At 66.8% G+C, this 18,111-nt stretch carries 19 protein-coding genes; 6 read left to right on the top strand and 13 right to left on the bottom strand.

Going from position 1 to position 18,111, the window contains the following annotated elements; all coding sequences use genetic code 11:
- Nucleotides 1-101 precede the first annotated feature (101 nt).
- Both N5D91_RS12960 and N5D91_RS12955 read left to right on the top strand, forming a co-directional pair.
- Complete coding sequence (locus N5D91_RS12960; RefSeq protein WP_049443775.1) at nt 102-1,469, top strand: SLC13 family permease; 1,368 nt, start codon at nt 102-104, stop codon at nt 1,467-1,469.
- Nucleotides 1,470-1,574: 105 nt separating this feature from the next.
- A complete protein-coding gene (locus tag N5D91_RS12955) occupies nt 1,575-2,294 on the top strand; it encodes a GntR family transcriptional regulator (protein ID WP_012510388.1) in 720 nt (239 codons plus the stop codon).
- 71 nt (nt 2,295-2,365) lie between these two features.
- Here the strand turns inward: N5D91_RS12955 and N5D91_RS12950 are convergent, their stop codons facing one another.
- Nucleotides 2,366-2,692 (bottom strand): hypothetical protein, encoded by a 327-nt coding sequence (locus N5D91_RS12950; protein ID WP_110711560.1) that lies wholly within the window; start codon nt 2,690-2,692, stop codon nt 2,366-2,368.
- Between the two features lie 151 nt (nt 2,693-2,843).
- Between N5D91_RS12950 and N5D91_RS12945 the strand changes: the two genes are divergently transcribed.
- Nucleotides 2,844-3,791, top strand: coding sequence for a nucleoside hydrolase (locus tag N5D91_RS12945; protein WP_180854988.1), 948 nt, complete (start codon nt 2,844-2,846; stop codon nt 3,789-3,791).
- Nucleotides 3,792-3,795: 4 nt separating this feature from the next.
- Here N5D91_RS12945 and N5D91_RS12940 read toward each other — a convergent pair whose 3' ends face one another.
- The 7 genes from N5D91_RS12940 to N5D91_RS12910 form a co-directional block, all read right to left on the bottom strand.
- Nucleotides 3,796-5,055: an MFS transporter gene (locus N5D91_RS12940; RefSeq protein ID WP_180847413.1), complete on the bottom strand. Its 1,260-nt coding sequence runs from the start codon at nt 5,053-5,055 to the stop codon at nt 3,796-3,798.
- A 78-nt stretch (nt 5,056-5,133) separates the two neighbouring features.
- Entirely contained in the window at nt 5,134-6,147 is a 1,014-nt protein-coding gene (locus tag N5D91_RS12935; RefSeq protein ID WP_180854987.1) for a hypothetical protein, read from the bottom strand.
- Nucleotides 6,148-6,248: 101 nt separating this feature from the next.
- Nucleotides 6,249-6,638: a hypothetical protein gene (locus N5D91_RS12930; RefSeq protein WP_279922688.1), complete on the bottom strand. Its 390-nt coding sequence runs from the start codon at nt 6,636-6,638 to the stop codon at nt 6,249-6,251.
- Between the two features lie 93 nt (nt 6,639-6,731).
- Nucleotides 6,732-7,868 (bottom strand): metallophosphoesterase, encoded by a 1,137-nt coding sequence (locus N5D91_RS12925; protein ID WP_180854985.1) that lies wholly within the window; start codon nt 7,866-7,868, stop codon nt 6,732-6,734.
- A 134-nt stretch (nt 7,869-8,002) separates the two neighbouring features.
- Nucleotides 8,003-9,541 carry a TerC family protein gene (locus tag N5D91_RS12920; RefSeq protein ID WP_153856414.1) on the bottom strand — a complete coding sequence of 513 codons (1,539 nt, stop codon included), beginning with the start codon at nt 9,539-9,541 and terminating at the stop codon, nt 8,003-8,005.
- Nucleotides 9,542-9,584: 43 nt separating this feature from the next.
- A complete protein-coding gene (locus N5D91_RS12915; protein WP_010483459.1) occupies nt 9,585-9,809 on the bottom strand; it encodes a helix-turn-helix transcriptional regulator in 225 nt (74 codons plus the stop codon).
- Nucleotides 9,809-10,276: a DUF2975 domain-containing protein gene (locus tag N5D91_RS12910; RefSeq protein ID WP_110714278.1), complete on the bottom strand. Its 468-nt coding sequence runs from the start codon at nt 10,274-10,276 to the stop codon at nt 9,809-9,811. The genes N5D91_RS12915 and N5D91_RS12910 overlap by 1 nt, the downstream gene beginning before the upstream one ends.
- 250 nt (nt 10,277-10,526) lie before the next feature.
- On the opposite strand from N5D91_RS12910, the gene N5D91_RS12905 reads away from it, so the two are divergent.
- Together N5D91_RS12905 and N5D91_RS12900 are read left to right on the top strand one after the other, a co-directional pair.
- Nucleotides 10,527-10,838: a metalloregulator ArsR/SmtB family transcription factor gene (locus N5D91_RS12905; protein ID WP_004147836.1), complete on the top strand. Its 312-nt coding sequence runs from the start codon at nt 10,527-10,529 to the stop codon at nt 10,836-10,838.
- A gap of 24 nt (nt 10,839-10,862) precedes the next feature.
- Nucleotides 10,863-12,257, top strand: coding sequence for a DUF2867 domain-containing protein (locus N5D91_RS12900; protein WP_164161637.1), 1,395 nt, complete (start codon nt 10,863-10,865; stop codon nt 12,255-12,257).
- Between the two features lie 29 nt (nt 12,258-12,286).
- Here the strand turns inward: N5D91_RS12900 and N5D91_RS12895 are convergent, their stop codons facing one another.
- On the bottom strand, nt 12,287-13,201 hold the full coding sequence (locus tag N5D91_RS12895) for an alpha/beta hydrolase (RefSeq protein WP_164161638.1): 915 nt from the start codon (nt 13,199-13,201) through the stop codon (nt 12,287-12,289).
- A 21-nt stretch (nt 13,202-13,222) separates the two neighbouring features.
- Entirely contained in the window at nt 13,223-14,146 is a 924-nt protein-coding gene (locus N5D91_RS12890; RefSeq protein WP_110711545.1) for an alpha/beta hydrolase, read from the bottom strand.
- 138 nt (nt 14,147-14,284) lie between these two features.
- Here N5D91_RS12890 and N5D91_RS12885 point away from each other — a divergent pair, with 138 nt between their 5' ends.
- A complete protein-coding gene (locus N5D91_RS12885; RefSeq protein WP_164161639.1) occupies nt 14,285-15,259 on the top strand; it encodes a LysR family transcriptional regulator in 975 nt (324 codons plus the stop codon).
- A 3-nt stretch (nt 15,260-15,262) separates the two neighbouring features.
- On the opposite strand, the gene N5D91_RS12880 is transcribed toward N5D91_RS12885, so the two are convergent.
- The 3 genes from N5D91_RS12880 to N5D91_RS12870 all read right to left on the bottom strand — a co-directional run bounded on the left by N5D91_RS12880 (nt 15,263) and on the right by N5D91_RS12870 (nt 18,027).
- Nucleotides 15,263-15,763, bottom strand: coding sequence for a GNAT family N-acetyltransferase (locus tag N5D91_RS12880; protein WP_110714277.1), 501 nt, complete (start codon nt 15,761-15,763; stop codon nt 15,263-15,265).
- Between the two features lie 13 nt (nt 15,764-15,776).
- Nucleotides 15,777-16,214, bottom strand: coding sequence for a hypothetical protein (locus N5D91_RS12875; RefSeq protein WP_153856418.1), 438 nt, complete (start codon nt 16,212-16,214; stop codon nt 15,777-15,779).
- Between the two features lie 70 nt (nt 16,215-16,284).
- Nucleotides 16,285-18,027 (bottom strand): GGDEF domain-containing protein, encoded by a 1,743-nt coding sequence (locus N5D91_RS12870; RefSeq protein ID WP_110711540.1) that lies wholly within the window; start codon nt 18,025-18,027, stop codon nt 16,285-16,287.
- Nucleotides 18,028-18,111: the final 84 nt, after the last annotated feature.

The raw sequence follows: 18,111 nt of genomic DNA, 5'->3' as shown, positions 1-18,111 counted from the left end.
GTTCGAGCAGTACGTGTCACGCAACACGCCGTACGTCGCCTTACCCCGGGATGGCGGGTCTCCATCCGCGCTGTACGTGAGTCACGTGTCTGGGAGGGCGCATGAGTCCACAAATCGCAACGATCATCGGCCTGGTGATCATGTTCATCGTTGCCACCGCGATGCCGATCAACATGGGAGCCGTCGCCTTCGCGCTGGCCTTCATCATCGGCGGGCTGTGGGTCGACATGGGGGGCAAGGAAGTCCTGGCCGGCTTTCCAGGCGATCTGTTCCTGACCCTGGTCGGCATCACCTACCTGTTCGCCATCGCGCAGAAGAACGGCACCATCGACCTGCTGGTGCACTGGGCAGTGAAAGCGGTGCGCGGCCATATCGTGGCCATTCCGTGGGTGATGTTCGTGATCACCGCAGTCCTCACTGCGTTCGGTGCGCTGGGCCCGGCAGCGGTCGCGATCATCGGCCCGGTCGCGCTGCGCTTCGCCAAGCAGTACAACATCAATCCGTTGATGATGGGATTGCTGGTGATCCATGGCGCGCAGGCGGGCGGCTTCTCGCCGATCAGCGTGTACGGCAGCATCACCAATGGCGTGGTGCAGAAGGCCGGGCTGGAAGTGACCGAGATGGCGGTATTCCTGACCAGTCTTGGCTTCAACTTCATGATGGCGACGATCTGCTTCTTCGCCTTTGGTGGCATCGCCCTGCTGCGCCGTGGCTCGATCACCGCAGCAGGAACGCTCGGCACTGCCGAGCTGGCGATGGCCGGTGGCCCGCAGGCCTCGTCGCGGCAATTCGCGATCGAAGGTCATGGCGCGCTGGTCGCGGCAGGTGGCGGCACGCTCAGCAATGATCCGGCGGCACTGGATGCGGTGAACCTCACCCGCGAACGCCTGTTCACCCTGATCGGCCTGCTCGGCCTGGGCGTGGCGGCGCTGATCTACAACCTCAACGTCGGCCTGGTCTCGATCACCGTGGCGGTCGCGCTGGCGCTGCTGTCGCCACAAAGCCAGAAGGGTGCGGTCGATGGCATCAGCTGGTCCACCGTGCTGTTGATCTGCGGCGTGGTGACCTACATCGGCGTGCTGGAACATGCCGGCGCGGTGGACTTCATCGGCAACGGTGTCTCCGACATCGGCATCCCGCTGCTCGGTGCACTGCTGGTCTGCTACGTCGGCGGCATCGTCTCCGCATTCGCTTCGTCGGCAGCGGTACTCGGCGCGACGATCCCATTGGCGGTGCCGTTCCTGATGCAGGGCCACCTCAGCGCCGCTGGCGTGATCTGCGCGCTGGCGGTGTCATCCACCATCGTCGATGTCAGCCCGTTCTCGACCAATGGCGCACTGGTGGTGGCCTCGGCCGCGAAGGAAGAACGCGAGACCCTGTTCCGCCGCTTCCTGGTCTACAGCGGCCTGGTGGTTGCGCTCGGACCGCTGCTGGCCTGGCTGGTGTTCGTAGTGCCGGGCTGGATGTAACCGCCCAGCGGTAGTGCCGACCGCTGGCCGGCAATCTCATGAAGCCATCCAGCGATCATGGGTTGCCGGCCAGCGGCCGGCACTACCTGGCGGTACACTTCCACCATGGCCATTGCCCCTGCCCCGCGGTCACCGAAGAAGCGCGCCCCCCTGTACGAAGAGGTGGCCGAACACGTGCGCGAGCGCATCTACGATTACCGGCTGCCGCCGGGAGAATGGATCGACGAGCCCGCGCTGTGCGAAGAACTGGGCATCAGCCGCACGCCCCTGCGCGAGGCGCTGAAGCTGCTGGCCGCCGAAGGCCTGGTGCAGATCGATGCCGGTCGTGGCAGCCGGGTCACCCGGTTGACGCTGGAAGACCTCAACCAGCTGTTCCCGGTGATGGCGATGCTGGAAGGCCGTTGCGCGCATGAGGCGGTGAAGCACATCGACGATGCCGGCGTGCAGCAGCTGGAAGACCTGCATGCAGCGATGGAAGCAGCGGCGGCCGAGGGCAACATCGCCGAGTACTACCGCAACAACTACCTGATCCACGAAACCGTGCAGCACTACGCGGGCAACCCGTGGCTGATCCGCATCACTCACGACCTGCACCGCATCCTGAAAATGCACCGTGGCCGCCAGCTGCTGACGCCGGGCCGCACCGCGCAGTCGTTGGCCGAACACCGCGAGTTGATGGAGTGCTTCCGCCGCCGCGACGCGCAGGCTGCCGAACGCACCATGGAACGCCATCTGCTGAGCCAGGGCCAGGCGCTGGCCGCCTATGTGGCGGCAGGCGGGCTGCTGAACGTACCGGCGCCGTTGCCGACCGAAGGCGGCGGCTGAGCTGTTGAGGTTGCCGGCCAGCGGCCGGCACTACCAGGACGTGACCTTGGCCGGCCCCCTGGGACGTCTCATCAATCGCCGCCACCGCAGCTGCCGCCGTCACCCCCACCACCATCACTGCTGCAGTCGGAGCTGCTGTTGCCGTGATGGCTGTGGTTGTCACCGGAATAGCCACCTGAGCTGTCATGGCTTGCGCCGCCATCCCCCCGGCTGCCCGAGCCATCGGCCGTGGCCACCGCCATGCACAGGATCGCGCCGACCAGCGGCAGCAGCCAGACCAGCAGCAGCTGCACCGCCCGCCCCCCGGCCGACAGGCCATCGCGCCTGACGATCACCACGGTAGCGACCACGTTCAGGCCCAGCACCAGCAGGACCAGCAGAAGGGCAACGATCAGCATTCGGCGACTCCGTGCCTGGACTGGAGGCATTATGGCCTTCCACCCCGATGTTGGCCCTGCCTGTCATGAAGATGGGACAATGTAGGGCGCGCCGGCCTGCCTCCGGGCCGCCGGCGCCCCCCGCACCACACGGAAGAAGAAGAACAACAACATGCTGAAAGTCATTTTCGATACCGACCCGGGCGTCGACGACGCCCTGGCCCTGCTGTACCTGCACAAGCACGCCCAGATCGACCTGATCGGCGTCACCACCACCTTCGGCAACGCCTCGGTGGAGTCGACCACCCACAACGCGCTGTACCTGAAGCAGGCCTGGGGCTTTGCCGCTCCGGTCGCGCGCGGTGCCGGCGGCCCGCTGCAGCCGGAAGCCACCCCGGAAGCCTGGCCGGTGCACATCCATGGCCACAACGGCCTGGGCAACCACCCGGTGCCGGCCAGCCTGGACGTGGCCGCCGATGCGCGCCCGGCCCACCAGCTGATCATCGACCTGGTCCGCGCACATCCGGGCGAGGTGACCCTGGTCGCGGTCGGTCGCATGACCAACCTGGCCCTGGCCCTGCAGCAGGCCCCGGACATCGCCGGCCTGGTGCGCGGCGTGGTGATCATGGGTGGCGCTTTCCACGTCAACGGCAACATCACCCCGGCCGCCGAGGCCAATATCTGGGGCGACGCCGAAGCCGCCGACGTGGTGTTCACCGCCAGCTGGCCGGTCACCGCGATCGGCCTGGACGTGACCACCCGCGTGGAAATGGACCGTGACGGCCTGGACAAGCTGGCGACCATCGGCGGTGCCGATGCCGAGCTGGTGCGTGCGCTGTCGCAGGATTACGTGGACTTCTACCTGCAGGCCGGCCACAAGGGCATGGTCGTGCATGACTGCTGCGCGTGCATCGCGCTGACCCGCCCGGAGCTGTTCCAGTTCGAGCGCGCCATCGTGCGCGTGGCCACCGACGGCGTCGCCCGCGGCATGACCATTCCCAAGCCGGAAGGCCTGGCGTTCGGCCCCAGCGTGTGGGACGGCCACGTGGTGCAGTCGATTGCCATCGGCGTGGATGCGGCCGCCGTACTGGCCGACATCGAGCAGACCCTGAAGGTCTGACCCGCTAGCGCTTGGCCCTGCCCGGGACCGTCTCGGGCAGGGTCCACAGCACCGGCAGCACCAGCACCGCCACCAGCGCGATCATCGCGCCCGGTGCCGCTGCCCAGCCGCTGCGTTCCACCCACCATTGCGCCAGCCAGGGTGTTGCGCCGCCGAAAAAGGCGGTGGCCATGGTCACCCCCAGTGCCAGCCCGCTGACCCGGCCTTCGCCTGGGAACTGTTCGGCCGTGGCCGGCGCAGCAACGGCACTTACCCCACCGGCCACGCAGGCCAGCAGCACCGCGGCCAGCGCGATGCCCAGCGGCGGCGCCTGTGCCATCCAGGCGAACAGGGACAGCGGCAACAGCGCTGCCAGCACCGTCAGGCCCAGCAGCATCGGCCGCCGCCCGACGCGGTCGGACAAGGCACCACACAGCGGCGTGATCGCGATGACCGCCACCGCCGCAATCGTCGACAGCCACAGTGCGTCACCTTCGTCATGACCCTGCGCATGCAGGAAGGCCGGCACATAGGTGATGCCAACGTAATAAGTGATCGAGCCCAGCGCCGAGATCGCGAACGTGCGTGCCACCGCCAGCGGATGGTTGCGCAGTACGTGGCGAAGCGGTGTAGCCGGAATGCTGCCCTCACGGCGCTGCCGCTCGAACTCCGGCGACTCGTGCATGCCCGAGCGCGCGACCAGGATCACCAGTGCCAGCGCGGCACCGACGAAGAACGGAATGCGCCAGCCCCAGCTGTCCAGCTGCGCGATGGGCAGCAGCGCCACGGTCAGCGCGGAGATCGCTACCGCCAGTAGCGCGCCCACTTCACTGGCTGCCGAAGCGAGCGAGGTCACCAGGCCACGTCGCCGCACCGGCGCGCTTTCCAGCAGATACGCCACCACACCGGTGTACTCGCCGCCCACCGAAAACGCCATCACGCAGCGCAGTACCAACAGCAGCACGCCCGCCGTAGTGCCCGCCGTGGCCGCTGTCGGCAGCAATGCAGTGGCCAGCATCGCCGCTGCCATCAAGGCCATCGACGCGAGCAACATCCAGCGCCGGCCCAGCCGGTCACCCAGGTGGCCGAAGCACAGTGCGCCCAGCGGGCGCATCAGGTAGGACACCGCGAAGCCGGCCAGGGTGACCAGCAGCGCCTGCTCGCCACCGCCGAAGAACACGCGCGACAAGACCGTGGCGAAGTACAGGTACAGGGTGAAGTCGTACCACTCCACCACCGTGGACAGGCCCGCCACCCACATCGAGCGCTGCCGCGCCGCGGTCATTGCGTATTCGCCTTCAACAGCCTCGATCCCGGTTGCGCAGGTTCGAAGCAGGGTGGCATGGCCGGGGTGAAATACCGGTCATCGGCTGTCCGTCGCCTGCATGTACTGGGTTTCATGGCCGGTGAAACGCTCGCCGTCAAAGCCGAAGCAGAAACGGCCTTCCTCGAACACGCGGTAGACCAGCAACGCACCATCAAGGCAGAACTGTTGCTGGTCCACACCCGTTTCCAGGATCCCGTAGCCGGTGGCATCACCGCCCTTCCCCGCCGGCCCGGTGAAGGCATCGAACGGCAATGGCGTCGCCCTGCCCGTGTGGGTATCGACCAGCACCAGCGTGCGCTGGAAGTACTCGGGACGATCATCGACCTGCACCAGCAGATAGTGCTGGTTGAAATTGGGCTTCTGATGCTGGAGGGCATCTTCGATGGCGGCGCGGTGCTGCGCATCGCAGAAGTCGACCGGGCTGTAGCGGTAGCTGCAACCGTCGTGGTCGTAGGGCAGGTTCATGCCGGAATAGCTGATGCTCCCTTCGCTGTCCACGTCGTGGCCCAGTTCCGGGGTGCTGCACAGCAACCACGAACGCTGAGCATCCTCCGGGTCAGCCAGCAGCTTCGGCTCACGGCCCGCTTCGTAAGCCGCTCCCCCCGGGAAGTCCTGCCCCAGGTGCTGGCGGGCGATTGAACGCGCCTTCTCCAACGGCAGGCCGATCCTGGCCCCACGGAACGAGACGAACGTCATCGTCGGCAGGATCACCTCTTCCACCGGCAGCCCCTTCCACTGCCCCTGCACGCAGAACGTGGCGATCTCGTTCTCCTCGTCCTCCTTGCAGGGCTTCGGTGCGTTCGCAGCCAACCAGGGGTGGGCCGGGCGAGCGGTTTGCTGATCGATGTACCAGCCGTCCAGCGCGCAGGTCGGCAGGGCATCCAGCAGCGCGGAGAGATCGATGGCGGCCGTTGGCGCGACAACCGGCGTGTCTGCAGTGGGTGCCTCGTCCGGCAGCTCAGGCGTGCGCTGGCAGGCCGCCAGCAGCAGCGCGGCGATCAGCAGTGCAGCGTGGCGTGGGCGCCGGATTGAATGATGCGTTCCCTGCATTGCGTGGTGCTCCCTGGTTTCAACACTCGCTGCAGATGATCGCCGATCCCGGGGCCGGCTGGGGCGCTGGGTGCGGCATGACCTCCAGGCATGGCGTGGAGCTACCCGGTATGCCGGCTTCCCGCCCGGTAAGCGGCGTAGGCATCGAGGATCTTCTGCAGCCGTGCGTGTTGCTTCGTTCCCATGGCTACCCGTTGCACGCGCTTCAGCAGCGTCTTCCACATGTATCCGGACCGGAAGAAATACGGCCGCACCTCAAGGAAGGTCAGCGCGACTTCCAGCGTATCTGGATCGTGTTCGGCAAGTTGCTTCAGCGCGTTGGCGTAGCCACCCGGGAAAGCAAGCTGTTCATAGCGCTGGTTGTATTCCGCGCAGGCTGCCGCATGCCGCTGCATTTCTTCCGGGCCACGCCAGCGCGCGCCAGCGGCTTCGCGGATGGCCTGGCGCAGCCGGTTGATCTCGTCCGCATTGGCGCGGATCAGGCGCTCCATCGGTGCGCGGGGATGGGACATGGTTCCTTCCACGTGGTTTGTCAGGGGTCAGATCCCTTTCCCTGCGGGAAAGGGATCTGACCCCACTTCCGGTCACGGGGCGCGGCGCAGGGTGATCAGGGTGATTTCCGACGGGACGCCGATGCGTGCCGGGAATCCGGCCCACAGGCCTGCACCATTGCTCACGTACAGGGGCATGCCATCCACCTCGTAGCGGCCGGAGACATAGCCACCGTTGGCACGCTTCACCAGCTGGTCCATGCCGATGATCTGCCCGCCGTGGGTATGTCCGGACAATTGCAGCTTCACGCCACGCGCGGCCGCCTCGCGCGCATTGCGCGGGCGGTGATCGAGCAGGATCACCGGCGCGGCGGGATCGGCACCGGCCAGCGCGGTCTCCAGATCCGGCAACGGCAGGCCATAGCGTGCCGCCACCGGATCGGTGACGCCGGCGATGGTCAGCGCCGCATCGCCGCGCCGCACCTGCAGGTGGCTGTTCTCCAGCACCTGCATGTGCAGCGCGCGGAACGCCTGCATCCACGCCTGGTACTGCGCGTAGTACTCGTGGTTGCCAGTGATGGCGATGACACCATCCGGTGCCTGCAGATCGACCAGAGGACGCGCGTCGTCGCGCCGGGCCTCGACACTGCCATCGATCAGGTCGCCGGTGATCACGATCAGGTCCGGCTTCAGTGCATTGCTCTCGTCCACCACCCTGCGTACCCAGTCGCCGGTCAGCAGGCGGCTGGCATGAATGTCGGTCAACTGCAGCACGCGATAGCCGTCGAACGCGGCCGGCAGCCCGGCAATGCTCACCTCGATCTGCCGGGGCTTGGGTACGGCCATGCCCTGGCTGACGCCATAACCGCTCACGAGCAGGGCCAGCAGACCTGCCGTCGGCCGCAGCTTCGGTGCGCGCAGGACCGATACAGTACGCGGCCAGCGCAACAGGCGCGACAGCAGCAGGCCGGCGTCCAGCACCAGCATCACCAGCGCCAGCAGCAACACCGCGGTGGAGCCGGTGGCCAGCGTGGCGATGGCCAGCTTCGGTATCTCGGGCGACGCCGTCGTGCCCCAGAACGTGGCGACGATGCGCAGCTGCACGGCAACGCCCACCAGCAGCAGCGACAGCACGACCTTCAATGCGGCGGGCATGCGCAGCGGCCAGAACAGGCGCCAGGCCACGTACAGGCCCATCAACAAACCGATCGTACTCAGCACTGCAACCATCCTGGAAAGAAAACGGGCCTGCCATGGTGACGGTTGCCGGCAGTGTTGTGTAGAGCCGGGCCCGTACCCGGCTGCTCAGGAAGCAGTCGAGCATGGCTCGACTCTACAGAGGGCCAGTCGAGCATGGCTCGACTCTACGAAAGCCCGATGCGTTCCACCCGCAGGCGGGCGATGCGACGCTTCTCCATTGCCAGTACGGTGATGCGTACATCCGCAATCTCCACCGTGTCACCGATGTCCGGCAGGCGCCCCAGACGCTCCAGCACCAGACCGGAGATGGTCATGTAGTCGGCACTGCGCGGCAGCGAGACGCCGGCCAGGCGCTGCAGGTCGTCCAGGGTCAGCGCACCGTCGGCCTCCCACTGGTTCTCGCCCTGCGCCTCCACGCCATAGCGCTCATCCTGGGTATCGACGAGATCACCGGCAATCGCCGCCAGCAGGTCATTGGCGGTCACCAGGCCTTCCACGCTGCCGTACTCGTCCACCGCCACCGCAAGCGGCACCGGGTGCTGGCGGATCAGCTCCAGCGCCTGCAGTGCGCTGGCGCTGGACAGCACGTACTGCGGCTCGCGCAGGTTGCCCTCCAGCTGCAGCGGCCTGCCCTGCAGCAGGTCGGCCAGAAGGTCGCGGCTCTGCACCACGCCGCGCAGGCTGTCCAGATCACCGTCGCCGACCAGCAGGCGGGTATGCGGCGATGCCACCAAGCGCGCCACCACGTCCTCCTGCCCACGTGCCAAGTCGATCCACTGCACGTCGGCACGCACGGTCATCACGCTCGACACCGGGCGATCAGCCAGGCCCAGTACGCTGCGGATCATCTCGTGCTCGGCCGGTTGCAACCGCTCTTCAGCATCCACCTGCTCGCTGGCCTCTTCGTCGTGATGGCCGTTGGCCGGCCGCGCGCCGAGCATGCGCAGTACGGCATCGGCGGTGCGCTGGCGGAACGGCTGGCGGCGCTCGTTGCGCTCACGATTGAAGCGCACCCACTGGTTGAAGGCTTCAACCAGGATCGAGAAGGCAATGGCCGCGTACAGATATCCCTTCGGAATCTTGTAGCCCAGGCCTTCGGCCACCAGGCTGAAGCCGATCATCAGCAGGAAGCCCAGGCACAGCACCACCACCGTGGGATGCTTGTTGACGAAGCGGGTCAGCGGCTTGCTGGCCACCAGCATCAGCGCCATCGCGATGGTCACCGCGGCGTACATCACGCCCAGGTTGTCGACCATACCGACTGCGGTGATCACCGAGTCCAGCGAGAACACCGCGTCGAGCACCACGATCTGTGCCACCACCATCGCGAAGCTGGCGTAGACCTTCTTGCCATCTTCGTGGTGCTCGCGGCCTTCCAGACGCTCGTGCAGCTCCATGGTGCCCTTGAACAGCAGGAACAGGCCACCACCCAGCAGGATCAGGTCACGCCCGGAGAAGCTGTGGTCGAACAAGGTGACCAGCGGCTCGGTCAACTTCATGATCCAGGCCAGCGCCGCCAGCAGCACCAGCCGCATCAGCAGTGCCAGCGCCAGGCCGATCACCCGCGCGCGGTCGCGCTGGTGCGGCGGCAGTTTGTCAGCCAGGATCGCGATGAACACCAGGTTGTCGATGCCGAGAACGATCTCCAGCACGACCAGGGTTGCAAGGCCCATCCATATCGAGGGGTCAGCCAACCATTCCATTTCAGGTCCGTTTCGTCAGTAGGTAAGGGAGAAGGGAAAACACTCAGTCAGCGTCCTGCGCCTGCGTCGGGTCATGCCCCAGCAGGTCACCCGGCGTGCATTGCAGCTCACGGCAGATTGCATCAAGCGTGGAAAAGCGGATGGCGCGCGCCTTGCCGGTCTTCAGGATCGAGAGATTGGCCAGGGTGATGTCGATGCGCCCGGCCAGCTCGGACAGGGTCATGCCCCGTTCCTGCAGCATGCGGTCCAGGGTGATGACGATCGCCATCAGATGACACCATCAAGATCGTCGCGCATCGCTGCACCCACCGCGAACACGCGGGCCAGTACGAACAGCATCAGCACCGCGACCAGGCCGGTGATCGACATGCCGCCGCCCACCTCCATCCAGGTGAAGTCCGGGCCCATCCAGGCCGCGTAGGCGCCGATCAGGATCGACAGCAGCTCCATTGCCAGCATCAGCCACGCCATGCGTTGCAGCCGCTGTGCATTGGCGTGGGTGAACGGCCGCTCGCGCGCCGCCGACCTCAGCAGTCGCAGCAGGTGGCGCAGGAACAGCAGGCACAGCACCAGCAACGCGACGATCGCGCCCAGGCCCAGGCAGAAATGCAGGAACAGATCATTGCCATGTGCGGCGGCGGCAGCGGTGTCGTGCACGCTGTCGAGCAGCCAGCGGCGGTCGTGGGCGACCAGTGGCACGGCCAGCAGTGCGGCCAGGATGCCCAGCCAACACATCGCCCGGACGGCCTGTACGGCGGCCTGGGCCAGGGTGAACAAGCCTCGCGCGGGTCTGGCGCGGGCGGGACGAGCGGTCAAGCGGCCTCCGGCATTGAGGCAGCATCGCCGCCCCGGGGTGGATTTATCGATAAACGATATACCACATGCGGCGTGAAAGGCTGAATCGCGAGCACGGCAGGCAACGGGCGCTTGACAGCCGCCCTGCACAGGAAGACCATTAATTAACGAATTAGTTAATTGCCTCGTCATGGACCGCATCTTCGAAGCCCTCGCCTCCACTGCCCGCCGCCAGATCCTGGCCTATCTCAGCGCCGGTGAACTCAGTGCGGGTGAGCTGGCCGAGCGCTTCGACTTCAGCAAGCCCGCGCTGTCCAGCCACCTGCGCATCCTTGAGGAAGCCGGGCTGATCGAGCGCGAAAAGCGCGGCCAGTTCGTGTACTTCCGGCAGGTGCCTGACCGCCTGGCCAACACGCTGTTTTCCTGGGCAGCCGAAGTCTGTCCAGTCGGTGGCCCGCTCAAGCGCGAAGCCCGTGCCCGCCGCAAGTCCCCTGCCCGCTGATCCTGCCTGCCAAGGAGCATGACGATGCCTGGTTCGACCCGCGACCGCCGTTCGTTTCCAGGCGTACAGCTTCCCGCACAGCGGGGTGGCAGCCCGACCGAAGTCACGCTGATCGCACAGCTCGGCATTGGCGCCGGCGATGCGCTGGTTGCCGACGCCAGCCAGCGCCAGCGCCACCACCCGGCCTTCATCGACGCGCTGGACGAGCCTTCGGCACGGCTCGGCGGCATGCACCTGCAGCACGGCGACGCCTCGTCGCTGTACAGCTTCACTGTCGGCGCCGGCGGCCATCCCTTCCATCGCCATGCCGGGCCGCGCATGTTCACTGCCATCGCCGGCAGCGCGGGCGCCGAACTGCGCTTCGCCACCGCGTCCGATGCGCAGCTGGCGAACGATCCCGGCGCCTTCGCCCGCACCCTGCGGCGCATCCGTATCCCACCGGATTGCCTGTTCACGGTGCGCTTCGGTGGCGGGACGTGGCACCAGTTCGCATCGAACCATCGCGCACATCCGGCGCTGTTCGCGTTGTCCTGCCACAGCAATGAACTGGCCGGTGCGATGAGCGAGCAGGCCCGCGCGCAGGTGCAACGCAATGCCGCCGATATTCCCAGCCTGACCGACGTACTGCCCGAACCACACTGGCCCACGGCCGCAAGCCTCGCGGCCGCGCCCCTGCTGCAGCTGTCGCTGCAGGCAGCACCTCCCAGCCTGTGCGCCCACCTGTGCGCACGTACCCGCACCCTGTTGGGGCCGCTGCGCAGGATTTCATTGCGGCGCTTGCGCGGCTTCGTCGAACGCGCAACGCCGGCCTATCCCGTCCACTCGCAGGCCGCCACCAACGACGGCCTGCTGCCGGCGGCCCTGCCGCACAGCCACTACCGGGATCTGACCACCCTGCGCCTGGACAACACCCAGGTCACCCATCGTTCCGCGTCGGTACTGCTGGCCGATGTACTGGAAGGCTTCCTGCGCAATCCGCCCACCGGCGTGGGCCACCTGATGGCACTGCGCAACCGTCTGGTAGCACCGCTGCGGCTGCGCACCTCCCCGTTGGGCTGCCCGGTATCGTCGCTGCTGTCCACCGATCGCAGCCGGTTGTTCGCCGGCCGCTATCCGGTGCTGGATGCGCACATCGATGCCGAGGACAACTGCGCCGAAGTGCTGCTCGGCGCCGACGATCGCCACCTGCGTTTCCGCAGCAGCGTGCGCGTGCAGCTGCATGCGGATGGAGGCGTCGAGATCAGCCTCGGTTCGCGCGTGCAGACCCGCAACGCGTTCGGCCGCATCTACATGGCGCTGATCGATGCCACGCACCGGCACTACGTTGCACCGGCGCTGCTGCGCCGGGCGGTGGAACATGCACTGGCGCCGGAACTGGCCGATCTCGATGACTGGGCCGTGCAGCGCACACATGGATGACACCGGCCGGTGGCCGGCACCATCGGGACCTACAGTACGTCGTTGAAGAACGGCACCAGCTGCGCCACCGCTTCGTCCACGAACTGTGGCACGTCATACAACGACATGTGATTGGCCCCCTCCACGATGTGGAAGCGCTTGTCCTGGCTGGCCGCACGCGCGAACAGATCGTCACTCATCCACTTGCTGCCGGCCATGCTGCCGGCGATGCACAGCAGCGGCTGGGTCAGGAAGGCCTCGGCCCTGTTGTAGGCGTCGTAGGTGATGATCTGGTTGAGGCTGCGTGCGGTGGCGAAACCCGGAGCATTGGGGTGCGCGCAACGCGACGTGTGATAGTACTCCCACGCCTCTTCCAGCTCCTGGTTGGGCGCATCCTCGCGGCGCATCGGGGCCAACGGAATCCTCACGGTATCGGCACCGCCGGCCTCTGCCGTTCGTGCATCAGAGCCACCCTGCAATGCGGGAATCGCTGCTGCATCAGTCAGCGAGTTGTCCCACCCATTGCGGAACATCGAACCAATGTTGACCGCGCTGACCGTGGCGATCGCTTTCAGGCGACGATCATTGATCGCGGCGTTGGCGGTGTAGCCTCCGCCCGCGCAGATGCCCATGCCTCCGATACGCGCGTTGTCGACATATGGCAGCGTGGTCAGGTAATCGATCACCGCGCTGATGTCCTCGGTGCGGATGTACGGGTTCTCCAGCTGCCGCGGCATGCCGGTGCTTTCGCCCTGGTAGGAGGCATCGAAGGCGATGGCCACGAGTCCCTGCGCGGCAAGCTTGCGTGCATACAGGCCGGCCGTCTGTTCCTTCACGCCGCCTCCCGGATGCGCAACAACCACCGCGGGGTATTGCTGGTGCTCGTCAAAGCCCGGCGGCAGCTCAAGCACCGCTGCCAGCGTGATGTCCTGGCCGTTACGGCTGCTGAAAGTGATCGTGCTCATGGAGGATCTCCTCGAAGGACGTCAGATGTGCTGCCTAAAGAAGGGAATGATGGCCGACAGCGCCTGATGCACCGGCTCCGGCTTGTCATACAGATCGTAGTGCGACCAGCCTTCCACGACCTTCAACTGCTTGTGCTTCGACGCCGCACGGCCATGGATCTCCAGACCATCGCGGTAGGCGCCAAAGCCGCCCGGCTTGTCGCCGATCACCACCAGCAGCGGCTGGGTCAGCAGGACTTCGGCCAGATGGAAGGCATCCCAGCCCACCGCTGCACCGCGATGCGAAAACAACGCACTGACCACGCCATTGGGCTGCGGCCCGCGCGTGCGGTAATAGTCCGTGGCCTCCAGCACGTCGATATCGGTGATGCCGGCAGCGCGCCCCTGTTCCACCGAAGCCGGCAGGAACAGGTCCACACGGGCCTCACCGCCGCGCATCTCGGCGGTGCGCTGGGCAGCGATGGCCTCCAGCGTGCCGATCGGATCGAAACCGCCAAAGCCCTCACGACTGAGCCGGCCGAAGTTGACTCCGGTGATGCTGGTGACCGCCTTGATGCGGCGCTCGGTCATGGTGGCGTTGATCGCGTAGCCACCACCGCCACAGATGCCCAGTACGCCGATGCGTTCGGCGTCCACGTACGGCAGGGTGACCAGATAGTCGACCACCCGGCGTACATCCTCCACGCGCTGGGTCGGGTCTTCGATCCGCCGCGGCTCGCCGCCGCTGGCGCCCTGGAAGCTGGCGTCATAGGCGATCACCACGTAGCCCTCGCGAGCCAGGGCCTCACCGTAGATGTTGCCCGAGGTCTGCTCCTTGCAGCTGCCGATCGGGTGCATGCTGATGATGGCAGGATAGCTGCGCTGGCGATCGAAGCCCGGCGGGAAATACAGGTCGGCGGCAATCTGCCAGGCCATGTCCGGATTCTGGATGCTGACGGTTTCCATGAGCGTTTCCTCTGCGCGGCGAAAGGGCGACCGGGTGTCGCCGTTGCCAACACGATAGGCCTGGCATTGGACCGGAAAAAGCCGACAATGCTGACCACAGTAGTAAGCTGGAATTACCAGTCAGCAGGGGCTTTCCCGATGAATCCAGCCACCCCATTCAGCCCCGCCCTGCTGCCGCACCTGGCCGGCTTCGCCCACATTGCCCACCACCGCAGCTTCACCCGGGCCGCCGAAGAGCTGGGCATCTCGCGTCCAGCGCTGTCGCAGAACCTGAAGACCCTGGAAAGGCAGCTGGGCGTGCGCCTGCTGCACCGGACCACCCGTGAGATGTCGCTGACCGAAGAAGGCCAGCGCCTGTTCGACGCACTGCGGCCGTCACTGGGCACCATCGAGGCAGCCGTGCACAACCTGCGCGCCAGCCACGATGTACCTTCAGGCCTGCTGCGCATCAACACCGCGCGCCTGACCGCCAAGACGCTGATCGAACCGTATCTGCCGGAGTTCTTCGCGCGCTACCCCGAGCTGCGCATCGAGCTGGTGATGGACGACGGCCTGTCCAGCATCATTGCCGACGGCTGCGACGCCGGCATCCGCCTAGGTGAACGCCTGGCCGAAGGCATGATTGCGGTTCCAGTCACACCGATGCTGGAAATGGTCGTCGTCGCCTCGCCGGCCTACCTGGCCCAGCATGGCACGCCCACCACGCCCGCTGAACTGGCCGCCCATGAGTGCCTGGGCTACCGGCAGACCGGCAGTGGCGGGGTCTATGCCTGGGAATTCAGCACGCCGGGCCAGCCCGGCCATGACTTTGAAGTGGAACCGCGCGGACGCTATGTCACCAACGACGATGAAGGGATGATCCGCGCCGCGCTGCAGGGACTCGGCGTGATGCAGCACATCGATCTGTCATTGCAGCCAATGCTGGCGGACGGGCGTCTGGTCCGCCTGATGCCGGAGTGGTCGGCACCGTTCCCCGGCTTCTACCTGTACGTGCCTTCGCGCGAGCAGATGCCACCGCGGGTGCGCGCCCTGATGGAATTCCTGATCGAGAAGCGCGAAGGCGTCGCCAAGGCACTTGGCCGCGCAGTGCAGGCCCCGGCCACCCGCCGCTAGGCGTCATGCCTGGTAGCGGTACACCAGATCCTCCGCGTCACTGCGAACCGCCTGTGCATCGAGCACGCCGCCCAGCCGCTGTGCAACTGCCTGCGACGCCTGGTTGTCCGGCGCCATGTAACTGACCAGGGTCGGCAGCTGCGCCACCACGAAGGCCCAGTCGCGCAATGCACCGGCCGCTTCGGTGGCGAAGCCCTGCCCTTCGTGGCCGTCATACAGCAGCCAGCCCAGTTCCTTCTCCGGAAACAGTGGGCCATGGTTGATCCCGACCTGGCCGATACAGGCCCCCGTGTCGGCGCGCTCGATCATCAATGCGCCATGGCCGAACAGATGCCAGCTGGCGAGGTCGTGGCAGAACTGGCCCCATGCGGCCACCTCGCCAAACGGTCCGCCCATGCCCAGCGCGCGCGGCGACGCCAGGAACGCCGCGTAGACGCTGAAGTCATCCAGCTGCTGCGGGCGCAGCCGCAAGCGTGCGGTGTGCAGGGTAGGAATCTCGAGCATGTTGGGCAGCGACTCAGTACACGGCCAGGTGGCCGCAGCCACGACGCTGCGGTTGTCCTTCCATCGTCACCTGCACACTGGCCATGGTGTCCACACCCTCGGCATTGCGGCACGACTCGCGCTTGATCTCGACAATGGCCGGCTGCCTGCCAAGCTCGCCGTTGAGCACGATCAGCGAACTCGGCGCATCGGCCGGCTGGCCGAGATAGCGCAGACTACCCTTGTGGGTGCGGCCGTCAGCGCTGAGGCTGGCATCGTGGTTGCCCTGGCCGGTGGAAGCGATCTCGATGCTCCAACCCGCCCCGCCACCGGTGAAGGCAGGCACCGGACTCATGCCGGCCGCAATGGAAGGATGACGCGGCGGGTCGGCGACGGTCTTTGATGCGGGGGTAGCGCAGCCGGCAAGCAGCCCAACGAGCAGCACGGCGGTGGCAATGGGACGCACGGTCATGGCGGACTCCAGCAGCGGTCGGACACCCAGTCTAGGGGGCGCCACGTGCGCCGGTGATGAACATCGCGGGTCAGCGCGTGATGCGGCCTCCGCCTGCCACCCGCACGCGGTCGCGGCCCTGTGCCTTGGCCTGGTACATGGCAGTGTCGGCAGCACGCATCAAGGTCCGCCAGCCCAGCGCATCGGTGCCACCCTCGGCCACGCCGAAGCTGGCGGTCACCCGCAACGCGGTGCCGCCGGCCACCACGATATCCAGCTGCTGCAATGCAAGCCGCAGCGATTCGGCCAGCTGGCGGCCACCCGCCAGGTCGCCGTCGGCCAACAACACCAGGAACTCCTCGCCACCGTAGCGGGCAATGCTGTCGCTGCGACGGAGGTGGCGCTGCAGCAGCTGTGCCACCTGCACCAGCACTTCGTCGCCGGCATCATGGCCATGGCCATCATTGATCGATTTGAAACGGTCAACGTCCAGCAGGATCACCACCGCACTGGCGCCGCCCTCTGCATGCCGCTGCTGTACCAGCTCGTCCAGCGCACGCCGGTTCAGAAGACCGGTCAGCTCGTCGGTACCGGCCAGCTGGCGCAGCTCGCTGGTCAGCGCCGAACGCTCGCGCGACTTCTCGCGCAGCACCTCGATGGCATCGAACAGGCGCTGCATCTCGGCCAGCGGATGGGTGACGTGCTGCTCCGGTCCCGGCGCTTCAGAGGCGATCTGGATCACCTGCCGTTGTGCCTGCAGCAGAGGCCGCAGGATCTGCAGGTGCGCGATGCGCAGCGCCACGCCCAGCACCACCAGAGTCCCCAGTGCCGTCGCCACCAGCACCGCCAGCCGCGTCGCCTCGCGGTTGCGGGTGCGTTCGAACCGGGCGATGGACACACTCAGGTAACCGTCGCGAAGCGCTTCCAGCGACTGCAGGGTCGGCACGTAGCGCCGGGTGAACTCGGCAGCGGTCCACGGCGGCGGCAGGCCACGCCGTCCGTCTTCGATCAGTTGTTCGATCATCGGCAGCGACTCACCGAAGAACTGCCGTCGCGCCATGTCCCAATGCCAGGACAGCGTCGGATCACTGCGGAACACCGACTCGTGGCTGCCGGCCAACCGCCACAGCTCCAGCAGGCGACCCTCGGTCTGCAGCGCCGCGCGCACCTGCTCGTTGCGCCAGGCCCCCGGTACCGCCACCGGTGCCATCACGTTGGATGCCAGACGCCCCCCGTGCTCGCGCAGGTCGATCAGCACCTGGCCCTGCATGGCTGGAATCGCCGCTTCGCGGTCCGCTCGGACCAGTACGTTGATCTGCGCCGAGGTCAGCAGGTGCAGGCGATCGACCACGGCGAACATGCTGCTGATCGCGCGTTCGACGTCTTCGACGCGCCGCGCGTCACGCGGCTGCGCCGCCACCCGGTCCACGCCTGCACGTGCCGACTGCAGGCGACGTTGTGCATCGGCCAGCATTCCATGCTCATCCACCACGCCCGGATCGGCCTTGAACACGGTATCCAGCTGCTGCAGCGCGGTGTCCACACGCCTGCGCGCCACGGCCAGCTGCATGCCAAGCCGTGCATGCTCGCCGGCATCGGCCGGGTCGGCACCGAGCAGGCTGTTGGCCGGGCCGCGCTCGGCAGAGACCAGGTTGGCGAGATCGAAGGTCTGCCGCAGCTGGCGCAGGCTGACCAGGTTGTCCTCGGCGGCGGAATAGCGCAGCGTGCCCTGGATCAGGGCGATGGCCATCAACGGCAGCGTACAGACCACGAACAGCCCCGCCAGGATCCAGACCCAGGTCCGCAACCCGATGGGTGATGCCTTGCCGGCCATTCAAATTTCCCCTGACGTGCGGACAACTGTACTGAGCGGTTCCGGCAGTGCCAAGCCAGCGCCACGTGCACCCCGCCCCTGCAT

Origin of the sequence: Stenotrophomonas sp. GD03794, from assembly GCF_029842145.1 — a bacterium.
Classification (GTDB): domain Bacteria; phylum Pseudomonadota; class Gammaproteobacteria; order Xanthomonadales; family Xanthomonadaceae; genus Stenotrophomonas; species Stenotrophomonas riyadhensis.
The sequence above is the reverse complement of the archived record's forward strand: the minus strand, read 5'-3'. Positions and strand labels throughout refer to the sequence as shown.

What these genes read in the sequence shown, in the direction of transcription:
- N5D91_RS12960 (WP_049443775.1), top strand. Translation starts at nt 102, where the DNA reads ATGAGTCCACAAATCGCAACGATCATCGGCCTGGTGATCATGTTCATC.
- N5D91_RS12955 (WP_012510388.1), top strand. Translation starts at nt 1,575, where the DNA reads ATGGCCATTGCCCCTGCCCCGCGGTCACCGAAGAAGCGCGCCCCCCTG.
- N5D91_RS12950 (WP_110711560.1), bottom strand. Translation starts at nt 2,692, where the DNA reads ATGCTGATCGTTGCCCTTCTGCTGGTCCTGCTGGTGCTGGGCCTGAAC.
- N5D91_RS12945 (WP_180854988.1), top strand. Translation starts at nt 2,844, where the DNA reads ATGCTGAAAGTCATTTTCGATACCGACCCGGGCGTCGACGACGCCCTG.
- N5D91_RS12940 (WP_180847413.1), bottom strand. Translation starts at nt 5,055, where the DNA reads ATGACCGCGGCGCGGCAGCGCTCGATGTGGGTGGCGGGCCTGTCCACG.
- N5D91_RS12935 (WP_180854987.1), bottom strand. Translation starts at nt 6,147, where the DNA reads ATGCAGGGAACGCATCATTCAATCCGGCGCCCACGCCACGCTGCACTG.
- N5D91_RS12930 (WP_279922688.1), bottom strand. Translation starts at nt 6,638, where the DNA reads ATGGAGCGCCTGATCCGCGCCAATGCGGACGAGATCAACCGGCTGCGC.
- N5D91_RS12925 (WP_180854985.1), bottom strand. Translation starts at nt 7,868, where the DNA reads ATGGTTGCAGTGCTGAGTACGATCGGTTTGTTGATGGGCCTGTACGTG.
- N5D91_RS12920 (WP_153856414.1), bottom strand. Translation starts at nt 9,541, where the DNA reads ATGGAATGGTTGGCTGACCCCTCGATATGGATGGGCCTTGCAACCCTG.
- N5D91_RS12915 (WP_010483459.1), bottom strand. Translation starts at nt 9,809, where the DNA reads ATGGCGATCGTCATCACCCTGGACCGCATGCTGCAGGAACGGGGCATG.
- N5D91_RS12910 (WP_110714278.1), bottom strand. Translation starts at nt 10,276, where the DNA reads ATGTGTTGGCTGGGCATCCTGGCCGCACTGCTGGCCGTGCCACTGGTC.
- N5D91_RS12905 (WP_004147836.1), top strand. Translation starts at nt 10,527, where the DNA reads ATGGACCGCATCTTCGAAGCCCTCGCCTCCACTGCCCGCCGCCAGATC.
- N5D91_RS12900 (WP_164161637.1), top strand. Translation starts at nt 10,863, where the DNA reads ATGCCTGGTTCGACCCGCGACCGCCGTTCGTTTCCAGGCGTACAGCTT.
- N5D91_RS12895 (WP_164161638.1), bottom strand. Translation starts at nt 13,201, where the DNA reads ATGAGCACGATCACTTTCAGCAGCCGTAACGGCCAGGACATCACGCTG.
- N5D91_RS12890 (WP_110711545.1), bottom strand. Translation starts at nt 14,146, where the DNA reads ATGGAAACCGTCAGCATCCAGAATCCGGACATGGCCTGGCAGATTGCC.
- N5D91_RS12885 (WP_164161639.1), top strand. Translation starts at nt 14,285, where the DNA reads ATGAATCCAGCCACCCCATTCAGCCCCGCCCTGCTGCCGCACCTGGCC.
- N5D91_RS12880 (WP_110714277.1), bottom strand. Translation starts at nt 15,763, where the DNA reads ATGCTCGAGATTCCTACCCTGCACACCGCACGCTTGCGGCTGCGCCCG.
- N5D91_RS12875 (WP_153856418.1), bottom strand. Translation starts at nt 16,214, where the DNA reads ATGACCGTGCGTCCCATTGCCACCGCCGTGCTGCTCGTTGGGCTGCTT.
- N5D91_RS12870 (WP_110711540.1), bottom strand. Translation starts at nt 18,027, where the DNA reads ATGGCCGGCAAGGCATCACCCATCGGGTTGCGGACCTGGGTCTGGATC.